Raw genomic sequence first — 16835 nt, forward strand, 5'->3', positions numbered from 1 at the left:
CCCTCACACTACATATTTAAGGAGAATAATTCTCTATATCGTTGGCTGGTTCGATGCATCTCGTTAGGCTCTCCTTCTTCAATAACTTGCCCACCCTCACATAAAATAACGCGATCGCAAAGCTTAACAGAGGCTAAGTTGTGGGAAATTACAATAATTGTTCGGTCTGTAAACGCCTTACTCCAAGACTCATGTAATCTGCTTTCAGTTTCCATATCCAAAGAGCTTGTGGCTTCATCAAAAATTATAATTTTCGGATTTTTCAAAAAAATTCTCGTAATTGCAATCATCTGCTTTTGCCCGCCAGATAATGATACTCCTTTCGATCCAATTACAGTATCAAGCCCCTTTTCGAGACTGTTGACAAATTCCATAATGCCCGTTTTTTCACAAACTTCTAAGAGTTCTATATCCGTTGCTTTTAAATTTCCTAATCGGATGTTCTCTCGAATTGTTCCGTCAAACATTAAAACACTCTGCTGTACTACACCAACACAACTGCGAATAGATTTATGAGAACAATCAGATAATTGTTGTCCATCAATTAAAATATTACCTTTACTAGGCTTTAAAAAAGCAATCAGCATATTGGCCAAAGTTGACTTTCCACTTCCGCTTTTCCCAACTATAGCAACCTTTTCACCTGCTTTAATATGTAACGATAAATTATTTAAAATGTTTTCGCTGGAGTAAGTAAATTGAACGTCTTGAAATTCGATTTCACCGTCGTGAACAACAAGTGAACGTTCTCCTGCTTCGGACTCCGTTGGTAAGTCCTTAAAGTTTTTAATATATTTCACCGCTGTCAGCCTATCTTGCAAATCAACATAGTAACCATGTAGGAAAAGGATATTACTATTGATTTCAGCAAAAAAAGCGATAATAACTATAAGTGCACCGACTGTTAAATCTCCTTTACTGGCAAGGTACGCCCCAAAACCAAATATTGACACTTGCATTAGAACATTTACAATTTCAATTGAATTAGTTAAATTTAAACTATACATATTCTTTTTTATTTCTAGGCTGAACAACTCTTTGTGGCGGCGCGTAAACATTTTTCGAACAATATTTTGTGCTCCCAGTAACCTAACATCTTTTTTTCCATTCAGCATTTCAAACAACCATCCAATGTAACTTCCATAAACGGAACGATACTGATTGGAATAACCCCTTATTTTTTTTCCACTTTTTAATGTTATGTAGGTTGAAATAGGAGCAAAGACCATAAACAGTACACCAATTTTCCAATTCACAAAAAATATATACGTACTAAACAATAGGATCATCAACGTGCAATAAATCGTATATACAAGATTACGGGTAATGATCAAGACACATTCATGTGTGTAATTTTGAATTGTAGTAATAATATCGCCTGCCCTCGAATCATCAACATAATTATTTTTAACTGAAAGCAAGTGATCGTATAAATCCATTTTGATATCAAATGTATATTTTCCAACTATCTGATTAAAGTAAGTGTAAATAACAAAATATAATGTACATAAAAAGAGAGAAAAAATCATAATGACTAGACTAATGTCTAAAAACACATCGATATTTTTGTAATAGACCATTTCATCAATTAAGACACCAAATAATACTGGGAGAAGCAACTGTAGCAAACCTTCAAGCATCCATCCTATTGCAAATAAAACAAAACTTATTTTATAATTTTTAAGGTACACTCGCAAAAATCGGATACTATCTAAGATACCAAAATGATTGTCATCCTTCTTCATGGATTCATTCTCCTAACGGAACCATTCTTCTTAGTAAAGATACTTTGCCGCTTGGTATTTCAGCATACAATTGTTTGTTCATAAATTCCGATGTCAAGCTGAGCAACTTATCAATTTCATGCACACTCACATATGTGGCACCATCTACTTGTGTCACATCTTTAATTTGAAACTTGTATAGATTTTGATTCTTATCGGTGTAAATATAAATAATGTCTGATGAAGGTTTAATTTCGTCATCAATAAAAATGGATGCTTTTGTTTCGTGTATGGATGATTTGTATGTTTGAAATACATTCGTATCTACAGAGGAGCTGGACCAAATAATTAATGCGATAAAGAATGTCACGTACATTGCAAATGGAGTATATGTTCTCGTCATTATACGAGCATATCGCTGACCTAAACGCATCTTCTTAGCCAAAAGCTCCCTCCTCGCTAGATATTAATAACTGAATTCGAACCCAACCTCTTAAACTATTAACCATCCATATTTCATCTAGCTCGAGAATTTTGTCTTTTAGAAAAATTCGCTCAGATATTTTTCCAGTAGCTAGAAGCTCTGCTCTCATGATATCAGGAAGCAATCCACAATCCACGGGAGGCGTGTAATACTGTCCTTCAAACTTAACGACAAGATTCCCAGAAGTAAATTCAGTTAACTCATCTTCTTCGTTCCATAGCAAAGTTTCAAAACAATTTTCATCTTCGATTTGAATTTGCTCGTTTTTCAAACGAATCGTTGTATTATGAAATAGGTGTTTAGATTTTCTGCAAACTGCTCGAAGAGCCAGTTTTCCAGTTTGAATACTATCAAGTTCTTTAAATAGTGATGAGGCTAACCTTGTTACACCACTTTCGTTTATGTAAATGGTTATCTCCCATGATTTATCATGTGCTAACGTAAAAGAATATGACAACAGCTCAGAAATTACATTATCGTGATCAAAAAGATAATCAAAAAAATCTGCGGTTTGCTCCAACCTTTTCAAGTGTAATTCCAATTGTATAAACTGTCCTTGCTCCAACTTTACTATTTCGAGAAGTTCAAACCGCAGGGGTTTCTCTTGCAGAATAACTGCCTTTATGAGTGCTTCTTCATACTCATTCTTCCTATCCGAATTCCATGTAATTCCGCCACCAATCCCATACTCCGCTTTCCTTTTCCAAGTGTCAATCATAACAGTGCGTATTGCTACATTAAAAATAGAGCGACGATCAGGAGTTATGTACCCAATAGAACCGCAATAAATACCTCTTGGGCTATCTTCTATCTCCGCAATAATATCCATGGTACTTTTTTTTGGAGCCCCAGTGATAGATCCACATGGAAACAATGCATGAAATACGTCTTCTGTCGTAAGTCCATCCAAGATTGAGGCAGTTATAGTAGATGTCATTTGATATACAGTAGGATACTTTTCAATCGTAAATTTTTCTGTTACTGTAACTGAACCTGCTTTAGCTATCTTAGATAGATCATTTCGAAGTAAGTCGACGATCATTGCATTTTCTGCACGATCTTTAAGAGAATTTTTTAATAGAGCCTTCTGTGCTGTATCCTCTTCATTCCAGCGCCCTCTTTTGCATGTTCCTTTCATGGGTCGAGTTGTAATAACCCCTTCATCTAGTTCAAAAAATAGTTCTGGAGAAGCTGACAAAATTCGATAACGCCCAAGGTTTAAATAAGCACTATATTTAGAATTTTGTGATTCCATCAATTGCTCATAAAATTTTAAATCGTTCTGATTAAAATCACTGTACAGTCTCATCGAATAATTAACCTGATATGTGTCTCCTTCAGCTATATGCTCTTTAATACGCTTTATAGAATTATAATACTGATCTTCATTTAAACTCATAGACCAATTTATTGCTTCAGTTTCGTTAAAACATACTTTTGGTTTGCATGTATTTAAAGGAGCAGTATAAATACCGAAATATAAAAGAGGAATTTCAATATTATCTTTGATTTTCAATTTTTGATCAAAGAAAGGTGCAGCTTCATAGGCTACATAACCGGCAGCGTAATAACCTTTATTAACATATACATTGATTTCATCCCATGCATTAGAAACTTCTTCATATGTGTATGCTTCAAAAATCCTAAGAGGTTCCGTAAAAACAAGTCGCTCACGCTTCCCTTGGTTGTTCGCAAAATCAAAAAGCATTATTTCATTCAAAGAAAATTCACTCATAAACTCACCCTTTATTTAGGCATAGTACTCCATAAAATTATTAAGCAACTGTAAGCCATAACCACTCAGAAAAGATTCAGGATGAAACTGTATCCCTTCAATTGGATATATCTTATGTCGTATGGCCATTATTTCTCCATCCTCAGAATATGCAGATATTTCAAGTTCTTCTGGAAGGTTTAGTCTATCTACAATTAAAGAGTGATACCTCCCAATCGTATAAGGATACGGAATTTGATTAAATATAGTTCTGCCATCATGGTACAATTTCGACTGCATTCCATGCATAGGCTTAGTTGCCTTAGCAATCGTTGCTCCAAAGGCATAACCTATTGCTTGATGTCCTAAACATATACCCAGAGTAGGGATGGTGTGACCTAATTTTCTTATAACCTCCACACTAATTCCTGCCCGCTCAGGGGAATGTGGTCCAGGTGAAACAACAACATATTTCGGCCGTAAATTTTGCAGTTCTTGAATAGTAACTGAGTCATTTTTTATGACATTGACATTAGCAGATAATTGTTTCAAGTAATCAACGATGTTATAAGTAAAGGAATCGTAGTTATCAATAACAATAACCATACCAAACCCCCTGTGCTATGTATTCATCAACAAAGCATTTTCTATCACATTGCCATCTTTAACGTATAAAAAACGATTTCCAAAAGGAACTACGGATTTACGGTGTGTAATGTAAATGATAATTTTATCTTGTGAGAGTTCATTTAAAGCAGTATAAAGTAAATCCTCGGTTTGCTGATCAAGATGTTTAGTAGCTTCATCTAAAACAATAATTTCCGCATCTTTTAGAAGTTGCCCCGCTAAAATAATCCGTTGTTTTTGACCGCCAGAAAGTTTGCTTCCGCCCTCACCCATATTAGAATCTAATTTATCCGACATTAGCTGTATGTCATTGTAAATTTGTGCTTTCTTACATGCCATAGTGATTTCTTCTTCCGTTGCATGTGGTTTAATAAACAAAAAGTATTCACGAATCGTCATATGGAATAGTGACGTTTCCTGCATTACATATCCCAGTTTTTTGTATAACGAGCGCTTGTTAATATTTTGAATAGATATGCCTGCAATTGCTACACTTCCTTCAACAGGTTCTATCATTCCCGTTATCATTTTTAGAAGTGTGGACTTTCCTTCCCCGCTTTTTCCAGAAATGACAACACGATCCCCAGGCTGGATTGTTAAATTGATGTTATTCAATATTAAACGACCCTGATCAGGGTATCTGAAACTTACATTACTTAGCTCTATCGTTGTTTTTTTTCTCCACTTGGTACTTTGACGTTGCAAGGTTTTTTGAGTAAGAAGCTTTATAACTCGATCAATAATCGACTTTTGGTTTCTTAGCTCTCCATCGGCTGTAGACAACTCCTTAACCGAATCTGCTAAAACCGTATTGTATTGAATGAACATGACCAATAACCCTATGGTCAAATCACTTTGAATTACGAATAAACCACCAATAAAGTACAATAACAACTGCATTACAAACTTATCTTTCACCCATGGCATTACTAAACTACGTATTACAAAAAATTGAATTCTGAGCGTGTGCAATTTAGCAAACTTATTCAAGAATCTAACATATTTTCGTTTCTCGTATTTTTCTAAATTAAGCGCCTTGATTTCTTTCCAGCCGCTAAGAGATGCATAAAACCACGAGATCATTTGCTCATCGTTTTTTCGGTTAAGCTCCACAATATTTTTTTCTTTATTACTAATAAATAGATCAAAATACAACGTCAATGGAATCATAAGTACAGCAATAACAGCAAGTTTCCATGAAATCGAGAACAACAGACTGCAAGAAATAAGAATCGAAATGGCAGAAATAATATAGTGAATTATTTGTTTTTCAACAAATCCCCTAATAAATGCAGTGTCATCTTCAATATTCATTTTCACATTCGCAATGCTGTCATCACACGCACCATTAAGGTCTTTTCGCACAAAGTCACTGAAAATTTTGCTTTTAATATTGAATAACAAATGGTAACTTAAACGGTTATTGCAGTAGAGATGTAGGTAGCTAGAAATTGTTTTCACAAGTTGTATCCCTAAGTATCCAATCAACACCACTGAAAAAAATTTAGAGAACTGACCTCCGACGATAATATCATCAATAAAAATTCGATAGATCACGGGTGGCAAGAAGGTAACCATCACGCTGATAATACTTAGCAAAAAGAGACCCACTACATAACGTTTGACATTGTTCAAATAATGCTTCAAAAATGAGACAATATGTATACGATATTTTTGATTATTCCACAACATGTAACCCCCTCTCCGACTTACTATTCAAATATTCTTGCATAAACCAGCTGAATTCTTCATTTTTCCCATTCGACACATAGCTATAAGTGATGTTTACATCTTCACTTTGAAATGAGTCCTTCATAAAATCCACCATATAATGTTCAACGTTCCGACCAAAGGCTCGACAAGACAAGTAAAATCCGTCTACATGAAGATGTTGACAATTTTTAATATGTACGATCAAAAAACCGATATATCCATAATCCCCAAACCTATCAGATAGCTTAAAACATCTTATCCAATAATTTTCGTCTTCGGTCATTTCCAATAACTCTGAAACTTGATATTTACGAATAGATAAGTTGCATTTGTTTGTCCGTATCGTCAATTGTGACATTCTGGACACATTAAAAGTATTTAGTGTTTCTGTTTCTATACGAATTTGAAGTGATTTTATATATTGCTCATAATCAATGTAATTCTCTTTCTCCTCTTTTCTTTTTCTTTCCGCAATGTAACTTGCGTTTCTTGTTAAGTCGTCATTTGTCAGACGATCAGTTTTAAATAAATCGAGCCGTTCCAGAAGGTTTGTCATTTCATACGGCCTTTTCATGTCAAATTGAATTGGAATCACCTCTGGTACAGCCTCTCTGATAAGATTTATTTCAAAAGACGAGTCATCAATAAAAACAACACTATCCATAGATATATTTATTTCATTTACAATTGCTATGATATTATCAGCTTTGTTAAACCAATTAATCCGAAAAGTGGCTAAGTGAGATTCATTGATTAGCATAAATGGATGACTTCGCAATACCTGCAGTACATCCTCTTCATTGTTTTTGCTGCATATTGTTAATATGACCCCGCAGGCGTGCAATTTCAATAAGTATTCTTGAAAGTGTAGATACTGATTTCCTGGATAAGTTGTGTCTAGACTAATACCGTTTATTGAAACTTCATCAAGAATGCCGCCCCATAAAACATTATCGCAATCAAGAACGATGCACTTCTTATATTTCCCCTGAATTTTCTTCACTTCCTTTACAATCACTTGTGCAATAGCCAAGCATCCTGTGAATGAATAAGGTAGATGATAGGCATATAATGCTCGGTAATCGTAAAATAATTTAGTACCAACTTGGGTTAAGGCACTCGTTAAATCGATAGCGTAACCACCTTGTCTTGAACAAAATATCCTTAATTTCTCTCGTAAATATTCAACTTGAGTCTTCTCTATATCTCGATAACTTTGTTCAGGAATCAGCACCAAAACAGGTGCTTGGGTTAATTCTCTTATTTTCTCCATAACAGAATTCCAAAAACATAGCTTCAGATCTAAGAAGTCTTCGTTTCCCATAACCGAGCTTAGTAAGCTTTTCATATCAATGTGCATCACAATGTAATCTGCTTCTGATAATATTTCAGTATGATTATGCTGAAAAAAATCATCTAGGCCAATATGTTTCATCTTCATATTTACAGACAACGCATCATAAATTGTCACCTTCAGAGTCTGGCTTAAAATAGGTTCAAGTGAAAGGTCGCTTATTAACAACATTGTCGCAGATTCTGCATCCGTAATTCGCTTTAACGCCAACAATATATCGCTATACCCTATTATTTCATTCATAAAAGCCTCTCTCCTCGTTCCTGTAGTTTTACATCTCTACAAGATATTTCCCTTGAATTTTTCCAGTATCCGAGGTCGGCAGCTTATCTAAGAATATCAACCTTCTTGGTATTTCCACAGGCTGTAGATTTAATTTACAGTACTCTTTAATATATTTATCTGTAATATGAATCGATGGCTCTTCTAACACGATAAATGCCTTAATGAGCTCATAAAATCCTTCAGCCGATTCTGGGATAACAACAACATCTTTTACTCCTTGTATGCTTTTCAAAACGTTTTCAACCTTCTCAATGCTTACTTTTATACCACCAATTGTTATAACAGGCTTTATCCTTCCTAAGACAACGACACACCCATCTTCCCTTATCTCACCAAAGTCTCCTGTAGCAAACGGCCCGTCTTGCTCCAATCCGTCATAATAACCTTTCATATTTCCTTTTGAACACACGTGAAGCTGCTTCTTTTCATCTGTCGAAAATGTTCTCCCTTGCAAAGGCCAACCTACAACATGGTTATTAGTTTCTGGTGTCATGTTCGGATAAATCGCTAGAGTACCTGTTTCAGTACTCCCGTAATTATTTGTAAGTTTTAAAGAAAGTTTATCCTGTACCAACTGTCTAACATCCCTAGTAAGTGGCGCCCCAGCAGAAAACGCATATTGTGGTTGTGTGATATCTGGACCTGGAGCATCTGCTATAAAATGATACTGATAAGGAATACCATATACCACATCCGGCTCTAGAACACTCCATATTTTTCTAGCGTAGGATGGATAAAATGACTGAATTAAGAAAACTCTGTATTGTTGAAAGAATGGCCACATCATCCCACCACAAAAACCATATGAATGGTGAAGAGGAGTCATATTCAGGAAAATTGCGCCCTCGCATACAGCCATTGACTGTTGTAAAGCCGATATTTCTTCTGAAACTGCCTCCCAGTCTCGGATCACTAATCTACTTCTACCAGTGGTCCCTGATGTATATTGTCCGATCCAGCTTCCGCTAGATGCAGTATGCAACTGATCCTTTTCCAATACATAAATAGGATCATGAGGATCCATCATGCGGCACGCTTTAAAAGGTTTATCCGAGATTAATGCACAACACGGACTCTTCTGAAAATGACCTTCAAGTTCTGCGGGTGTCCACTTGTCACCAAACAGAACGATACCTCTATCGTCTAAGGTAGCAGCTATTACAAGGCTCAAGAAGACAATCCGGTCAGAGCATACGATTCCAATTGGTCCTTTGGGTATTATCGAAAGCATTTGTTTAATTCTCTGAATACTTATATGTAAATCATGAGTGTCTAACCATATGTCCAAGTTATTTGAAAATCGGAACTTATTCGACTCCAAGACATGGAGTATTTTTTTTTTAATAATAGTTCTCATCCTTTCATTTAATCTGATAGGATATTTCGTTCAACTCATGTATGACGTTTTCAGATAATTCAAAAGAATAGCTCAATAATTCATCCAGCTGCTCCTTGCTGCTAAATCCGCTGACGGTTCCTGAGACGTTAGGTTGAGAAAGTAACCATCCATATGCGGCTGCAATTAGCGGAATATTAGCCTCATTACATATCTTGTGAAATTGCTGCATACCTACCTTTAGTTGATCATCCTCAAGCAACTTGAGAATCCATTTATTACGATAAGGTTTTGCCCCTCTTGATGATTCTGGCAAGCCATTCATGTATTTTCCACTTAGTAATCCTTGAGCAAGAGGTGAATAAGGTACTAGCCCAACACCGTATTGCTCACAAACTTCTAACACTTCTTTCGATGGGCGTTGTAATACATTGTATAGCAACTGATTCGCAATCACTTGTACCTTATATTCCTTAGCCAGTTCGCAAAATTCTTTTATTTGGTCAGCTTTCCACATGCTAATTCCTGCATATAAAATTTTCCCTTGTTTTTTCAAAGTAGAAAATGCATCCATCGTTTCGTGAAGTGAGGTTTCTGGATCGAATCGATGACAATAATAAATATCTATATAGTCTGTTTGGAGTCTCCTCAGGCTGCGATCGCAGCTCTCCATTATATGTTTACGTGAGAGACCTTTATCGTTGGGCATTTCTCCTACCTTCGTGCAAACTTTCGTTGCTAGTACGTATGAGGATCTCCGAATATCTTTTAATGTTTTTCCTAATAGCTCCTCTGACCAGCCAGGCATAGCACCATAAAGATCCGCTGTATCAAAGTGAAATATATTTTCTTTCATGGCTGAAGCGATTAACGATCGATGATTCTCTTCCACTGATGAAAAATTGATCCATGTACCAATACCAATCTGCGATATTTTAAGTCCCGAATGACCTAATCGACGGGCATCCATTGATAATCCTTCTTCCTATAGTTAGAGTAAATACAACTAAAAAGAAATGGGAATAAATAAACTTTAGATGAAAACATTAAATCAGCATGACTTGAATGCGGTTTTGCTTGTTAAAGGACGTATTTGTAGTAGTCGGATCTTCCCTTGCCCATCTTCAGCCCATTCTACTTCTTGTTCGCTTCCAAAGAATGATACTAGCTCTCTCAAAAAATGCGATAATTCGTTTACAAATTTTTGATCAAATACGGGAGCTTCGTTCTCTTTCACTATTGATTTATAGTAAATTCCGCCTTCTGAAGAAGCGGACATAACGGTTTGTTGATTACCTCTGCGCAAAGTTATAATGTTTGCATCCTTTAACTGAGCGGACACAAAATCAGGACTTACCTCACCTGAAACAACACCCGCGCCTAATCCCCAAACTCCTTCTATCATGCACTGATTAGGCTCAGGACGACCAATGATAGCAACTCCTGAACGTTTTGGCATTACCATTTCTTGAATAAAAATATGAAGCATCAGGTTTGAAGCTCCCAAACGCTCTGTATATCGAAGGACTAATGGAGAACAAAGCTCATTCCAACATTCTAACACTGCTTCAACTATCTGATCTTTGCCCTTTACAGCTAAAATACTTTTAAAAATACCCGCACCACTAGCGATTGGATTATCTTCGAAAGTAGAACTTGATCTTACAGCATAACAATTAATTTCATTTAGCATTTCTAAAATATCTTTTAAGAAGATTCTACGATCGGTTATAGCAACATTTTCAATTACCCAATGAGGAATGACGATGCCATTAGGCACCGACATTCCTTTTGCAAGAGCAGCGCTTAGTCGCCAAACCTTACCACCAATCTGTTCTTTAGAAAATTCTTGGATAACATCAGCAAGTTGTATGGTTAAGTTATTCAACGCTTATTACCTCCTTGCAAATTGTCATCAGTGTTACAATACAAGTCGAATCAGCTTAGCTACTTCATCAGGAGATAAACACTTTTGTCTGACTTTGTTAATATTCCCTTGTAAAATTTGGTGATACACATGCGACGGAGGCGATTTGGTCCTTCCACATAAATTACTCAATGGATATTTTCTAATCCAAAAAATTTCAGCATACTTTTCTGCCTTTTGTCTCCATTCCCATCTATCCACAATAGCGGCAACTGCTCGTGCCTTTTGAATAATTTCATCAGTCAGTTCAATAATAACCTGATCATTTTTCTCTCTTACACCGTTTATCTCTATAACACTCCCGATAAGGCTCTTACCTAGAATTCCCTCATGATAAATATGATCAAAATTATCTACCCTAACTTCAACATCTGAGTTATAGTTACAAATCGTTCGAATACTTTCGACAGGCAATAATAATTTTCTCTCCCATAGTTCCGTTGGTCTTAGATTGTAATATTCTCGGAATATAAAGCAACTGTTATCGTCTGTATATGGACCATGGACCGATTTAGTTGCATCATGTCCTCTAAATAATGTCGCTTCAGTATAGGCGAATAGTGCAGCTTGCAGTCGATGAACAACATTTGAATTTATCCTATCTAATTCAGTTGGAATGTGTGTACCCTTTAGAAGATTTGTTCCAAGTTCGCTGAATGTATCACTCAATTTTAAAGTTTCAGCGATTTTGATCATTTTAAAAATAAATTGATGTTGTTCACTTAATGGGATTCGCTTTCTACGTAGGCCAAACAATACGACATCAATTAGTCTAAAAATTCTTCCAGGGAACTTAAACGCCTTACCAATTATTTCAGCAGCATCCTCAGTACGATCCCAGATCATATTAAGGTCACTAACAAACTCTTCTGCAAATGCATCGGCGAACAAATGCATAATTGACGAAATCCTGATCGGCCAATCATTATAATCATTGTAACCCCATGCTACCTTCAAAGAATCCCGATACTTTTCCAATAGAATCGAATCATTCAACGATCCTCACTTCTCCTTTTTCTGAATCAACCTCAATTAAACTACCATCTGCAATACGAGTGGCATCAGCAACCTGAGTCAAACAAGGTAAACCGATCTCACCTGCAATAATACAGATGTGTGCCATTACAGCACCAGTCTCACATACAAGTCCCCCTGCATCAAAGAGCATCAAGGAGTATCGAGGATGACTGTATGGGACGACTAATATATCGCCTTTAGTAAAAGGGCGAGTATTTTCATCGGACACCACATATGCCCTTGCTTTTACATAGCCAGGATTAACGGCCACACCTGTGTATGTGCTTTTCATATTCCCTTACACCTGCCTTTGCAATAGTTTGGAGTGAATAAAGTCTACCAAACTACCAAAACGATCAAAAAGACTCGCATTTAAATCCTCATTAAAGATCGGTAGATCTAATTTAGCTTCAATAACAACGACCAATTCGATTAGTTGAACTGAATCTAGTCCTACATCCCTTAATAAGGAAGTATCCTCATGAATTTCATCTGTTATGGTCGAAGATGCGAGTCCTGAACGTAACATCTCCTTAATTTCCTCTATAATCATCTCTTTTTCCATAATCGTTAGCCTCCTCTAGAAATATGTGCAAGCATAGATTCTTTTTTGTTTTCGGGATAGAAATATCTTCCAATGTCATCAGCATAGCCGTAGTAAGAAGAAGTAACAATAAAATTGTCCCCATTCTTAATTACTATTCCCTTTTCCATTAAATAGCTCATCTGCTTGCCATACAAATCCTGAACCTCAAAACCAAATCGATTTAAAAAATCGCTAGCGCTGAAAGATAAATTTTTCAATCCCATCGTAATAAAACGTATAATTTCATCCTGCTGACTCATTTTGTATGCTCGATTGATTGGCAATTTATTATTGTTTACAAAATCCCTATACTCATTTAGTTGAGATGCATTTTGATAGATATAACCGTTCACATAGGAATGTGAGGATAGACCAATTCCAATCATTTCACCACCACTTTGTACATTTAGACGATGACGATGAATATAACGATCGTTGTTAGTGAAACTGAAGCAATCCCACATCGAATACCCATTACGCCCGAAAGTTTCACGAGCATACTCAAAATGTTGTACTTCCTTTGCATTCGAAATCAACAAATCCGGGTCCTTTCTCACCTTTCGGAATAATTTTGTGTTGTAATAAACCTCCATTTTGTACAAGGCAATGTTTTCTGGTTTCAGTTGAACCATCTCATTAATGGTATTTATCCAATTCTCATCAGTCGCTCCTACCATTCCCGACATGATGTCACAGCTCACCCAATCAAAACCGGCTTTACGAACCCGTTCATAAGTACTATAGAACAGAGGTTTGGAGTGATTTCGTCCGTTAAGTTCCAGCACCTTCTCATCCAAACTTTGCACTCCCATACTTACCCTATGAACACCGAGTTTCTTCATCGATTCCAGTTTAGGTGTTGTTGCTTCGCCGCCAGGCCTAACCTCTACGCAAAACTCAAAATCATCGGTTACAGGGAATACTTTTTTTATCGCCTCTGTGATCGTCACGATTTGGTCAGCTGACAGCATCGTTGGTGTGCCCCCGCCAAAATACATCGATTCCATGGTATATGTATTAAATTCTGGTCGCTGGGACATGATTTCAATCTCTTTCAGCAATAGCTCGACGTAATCTGAGATCTCATCTCTACCTTTTGGCTCTTCTACACGGTAATAGCAAAAATCACATCTTGTCGGACAAAATGGAAGATGGACGTAAACATTTACTCTTTTTTTCTCCCAAAGTGCTGAAGTGTCTTTAATGTTTAGTACATTAAATGGAGGATATGACGTTGTAAAATCTTCTCTTTTCATTAAAAGATCCAATATGACATCTCCAATCATTAGTTAATGGCACCGCTATAAACAATCTGAGCGTTAGCTACTCGTATGTTGTGTCACAAAACAATATCAACTCCCTTCTTTTTTCTTTAGGCGTTGGAATACTCTTTGACGATGAACATAATCTTCTTCCGTGTATGGTCCACCAATGATGAAGGTTTGGACACCAATATCAACGTATTGTTGTAAATAGCTTGCAACCTGATCATAGTCCCCTACTATATAGGGATATAAAGAGTTGCTTTTAAATGCCCCTGTCCAATAAACGTGGTCAAATACGTCTTTTTCAACTGAGAGATCGGCTTGATCTTTAATCCATTGCGAATGCGAACTTCGTTTCATTGCTGCTTCTATAATGCTTTTTCGATTTGGCTTAAATACAGAGCGAGCGTAACTCCAAGCTTTACTCTCTTCAGCTTGTGCAATAACACCTATTCCAATAGCAAGCTTCGTTTCATCACCATTAATTTCTAGTATTTTATCACGATATCGCTCAATAGGGCCTGGATGCGTTAGATATACATTTCCATATTTGATTGCAGTTTTAATAGCGTTATCTGAAGATCCAGACACAAAAATTTCTGGAACTCTATCATTTTCGTTAAACAACGTAAATGGAATATTGGGCTTGGCTCTATAGTCCTTTAATTCATAATACTTACCGCTAAATGTGACTGAATCATTCCCAGAGCGGATGAGGGTATCATATAAGCTTATATACTCTTGTAACCTTATATACAGCTCATCGTGACTCAATGTAACTCCCGCTTCACTTAAACCTTTAGTGCTGATACCCGTAACGAAGTTAATACCAATTCTTCTGCCATAAAGTACTTCAAGCGTTTGTACCATTTTTACTGCCGTGATAGGCGGCATCGTATAGGGTTGTAACGCTAATAACGGCGTAAAATCCTGTGTGTTTTCAAGTATATGACTGGCAATCATCCATGGATCAAGTGTAGTAGAGCTTGTTGTAATCAAGGTTCCTTTGTAATTGAATTTTTCTGCCATACAAACATGATTTTTTAATATTGTTTTTATATCAGACTCCATTGCATTGGAACCATACAATGTAACATCTACATCAGTATAAAACTCGAAATTATTGTTCATTCAATCACTCCGAACACGGAATAAAATCATCGTTCACTTTTATAAATCTCAAACAGTAGTTCAACGAAAAACCATTAACGACATTATCTGCTTTATAGAACTCAATGTGACCAATTCCACAGCTGAAACTTTTATTATCATTTTGCAGACTAAATAGTTTATAACTCTTTTCATAGCTTTTTAGGATTAATTCACTCTCGCTTGTTAGAGTAATATAAATCGTTTCTAGCTGCTCACTGGTTTCAAGAAAACCAACAAAAGTCCCTACAAATCGATCTGGACAGTAAGTAGCTGCCCATTGTGCGGTGGCAGTATACAGTGTATTCCCAATGATGACGGTCTCAATAATATGATCGTCGTCTTTTTGGCCTACGAATCCAATTTTTTTGCATTCGTTAGAAATAATAACGGCTAATCCTAGCTGTTTTTGGCGAATTTCAGACTTTGTGCAGACTCCACTGGAAAGATCAGTATATAATAGTGTTAATTGATTTTGTTCCTTAGTAATTTCAATTTTGGATGGTTTGCCTGACATGGAGTAATAACTGTCCGAAAATGAAATCTTCCGAATATCAGTATTGTCAGTGTATACACATGGAGGTTGTGGGATAAATACTCTTTTATTGTCTTCTAACATTTCATCAATAATTAAATGAGTGATTTTACTTGTATGCCCATACAGTTGCGAATTTGCAAGCAATATAACACCTGATCTTTTTTCTGGGCGTAAATACAATCGGCTGAAATAACCAAGTCCGATTCCCTCATGAACGACACGATCTGCATGTTTCCCCTTAAAACCAAGTCCCATTCCGAAAAAGTCTCCTCTTTCAGAATACATACTTACTTTGGGTGTTAACATCTCTTTCCATAGATATTGACTTATCAATCTTTCACCATTCAAATTTCCTTCATTGAGTAAAATATGTGCAATATTCGCTAGGTCTCGAACATTTGAAATGAGTTGAGTTGATGGATGGTAGCTTGGTACAAATGCAATCTTAGGAGTCGGTGTGAACAACTTCATATTAACCATGTGTCCAGATGCAAAGTTATTAAGACTATAGGCTGTTTCTAGATTAAATACCGTTTTTTCCATTTGGACTTTGCATGTAAACTGTTTGATTAATTGATCAAATGATAAACCTGTCACTCTCTCACAAATGTACCCCAATAAATTATAGTTGGCGCTGCTATAATTAAAAATGCGATTATTATTATTTATCATTTTTACTTGTGATACTTCTTGGTATACATGCTGTTCTAACGAGCTATCATCTGATATATAAAAATTGGGGAAAATCGCTGCCATCCCACTTGTATGTGTTAATAAATGAAACAATGTAACTTCATCGCCGTGTGCGTGGTTTCTGAATGTAAAATCGGGTAAATAATCATAAACAGAACGAAATAAGTCTAGTCTCCCCTCATCAAACAATTTAATTGTTAATAGTGCAGTAACAACTTTAGTCAAGGATGAAATCGAGAAACCTGTATCAATACCCACATTCTGCTTGGAGCCAGATATAGTTTCGCCAGCGCTATAAAAATAGTAGTCATCACCATTTATAATGCCAATACTGAAACCGGGAACAAATCTTAAATGTTTATTTAACACTTCAAGTAATCTTTCCTTGCCAGGTAACATCGTACTTTTATCCGTTAATTCACA

The 16835-nt window shown here is 36.2% G+C and carries 15 protein-coding genes; all 15 read right to left on the bottom strand.

Going from position 1 to position 16835, the window contains the following annotated elements:
• Positions 1–8: 8 nt before the first annotated feature.
• The 15 genes from FPZ44_RS11120 to FPZ44_RS11190 all read right to left on the bottom strand — a co-directional run bounded on the left by FPZ44_RS11120 (position 9) and on the right by FPZ44_RS11190 (position 16811).
• Entirely contained in the window at positions 9–1745 is a 1737-nt protein-coding gene (locus FPZ44_RS11120) for an ABC transporter ATP-binding protein (protein WP_144990148.1), read from the bottom strand.
• A gap of 4 nt (positions 1746–1749) precedes the next feature.
• Positions 1750–2169 (bottom strand): hypothetical protein, encoded by a 420-nt coding sequence (locus FPZ44_RS11125; RefSeq protein WP_144990150.1) that lies wholly within the window; start codon positions 2167–2169, stop codon positions 1750–1752.
• Positions 2162–3943 (bottom strand): aminodeoxychorismate synthase component I, encoded by a 1782-nt coding sequence (gene pabB / locus FPZ44_RS11130; RefSeq protein WP_144990152.1) that lies wholly within the window; start codon positions 3941–3943, stop codon positions 2162–2164. The genes FPZ44_RS11125 and pabB overlap by 8 nt, the downstream gene beginning before the upstream one ends.
• 15 nt (positions 3944–3958) lie before the next feature.
• The gene (locus tag FPZ44_RS11135; protein ID WP_144990154.1) at positions 3959–4528 is read right to left on the bottom strand and encodes an anthranilate synthase component II; all 570 of its coding nucleotides are present in this window, start codon (positions 4526–4528) and stop codon (positions 3959–3961) included.
• A gap of 15 nt (positions 4529–4543) precedes the next feature.
• Positions 4544–6241 (bottom strand): ABC transporter ATP-binding protein, encoded by a 1698-nt coding sequence (locus FPZ44_RS11140; protein ID WP_144990156.1) that lies wholly within the window; start codon positions 6239–6241, stop codon positions 4544–4546.
• Positions 6228–7859, bottom strand: a complete 1632-nt coding sequence (locus FPZ44_RS11145) for an HAD-IIIC family phosphatase (RefSeq protein ID WP_144990158.1) — start codon at positions 7857–7859, stop codon at positions 6228–6230. Before FPZ44_RS11145 ends, FPZ44_RS11140 begins: the two co-directional genes overlap by 14 nt.
• A 28-nt stretch (positions 7860–7887) precedes the next feature.
• Positions 7888–9258 (bottom strand): class I adenylate-forming enzyme family protein, encoded by a 1371-nt coding sequence (locus FPZ44_RS11150; RefSeq protein ID WP_144990160.1) that lies wholly within the window; start codon positions 9256–9258, stop codon positions 7888–7890.
• Between the two features lie 4 nt (positions 9259–9262).
• Complete coding sequence (locus tag FPZ44_RS11155) at positions 9263–10207, bottom strand: aldo/keto reductase (protein WP_144990162.1); 945 nt, start codon at positions 10205–10207, stop codon at positions 9263–9265.
• Between the two features lie 81 nt (positions 10208–10288).
• Complete coding sequence (locus FPZ44_RS11160) at positions 10289–11125, bottom strand: PEP/pyruvate-binding domain-containing protein (protein ID WP_144990164.1); 837 nt, start codon at positions 11123–11125, stop codon at positions 10289–10291.
• A gap of 33 nt (positions 11126–11158) precedes the next feature.
• Positions 11159–12160 (bottom strand): hypothetical protein, encoded by a 1002-nt coding sequence (locus tag FPZ44_RS11165; protein ID WP_144990166.1) that lies wholly within the window; start codon positions 12158–12160, stop codon positions 11159–11161.
• Positions 12153–12473: a PEP-utilizing enzyme gene (locus tag FPZ44_RS11170; protein ID WP_144990168.1), complete on the bottom strand. Its 321-nt coding sequence runs from the start codon at positions 12471–12473 to the stop codon at positions 12153–12155. Before FPZ44_RS11170 ends, FPZ44_RS11165 begins: the two co-directional genes overlap by 8 nt.
• Positions 12474–12479: 6 nt before the next feature.
• Entirely contained in the window at positions 12480–12746 is a 267-nt protein-coding gene (locus tag FPZ44_RS11175; RefSeq protein WP_144990170.1) for an acyl carrier protein, read from the bottom strand.
• A 5-nt stretch (positions 12747–12751) separates the two neighbouring features.
• Entirely contained in the window at positions 12752–14035 is a 1284-nt protein-coding gene (locus FPZ44_RS11180; protein WP_186786001.1) for a coproporphyrinogen-III oxidase family protein, read from the bottom strand.
• An 84-nt stretch (positions 14036–14119) separates the two neighbouring features.
• Complete coding sequence (locus FPZ44_RS11185; protein ID WP_144990174.1) at positions 14120–15163, bottom strand: LLM class flavin-dependent oxidoreductase; 1044 nt, start codon at positions 15161–15163, stop codon at positions 14120–14122.
• Between the two features lie 4 nt (positions 15164–15167).
• Positions 15168–16811, bottom strand: a complete 1644-nt coding sequence (locus tag FPZ44_RS11190) for a serine hydrolase domain-containing protein (protein ID WP_186786002.1) — start codon at positions 16809–16811, stop codon at positions 15168–15170.
• Between the last annotated feature and the right edge of the window lie 24 nt (positions 16812–16835).

This window comes from Paenibacillus agilis, from assembly GCF_007786455.1.
Lineage (GTDB): Bacteria > Bacillota > Bacilli > Paenibacillales > Paenibacillaceae > Paenibacillus_B > Paenibacillus_B agilis.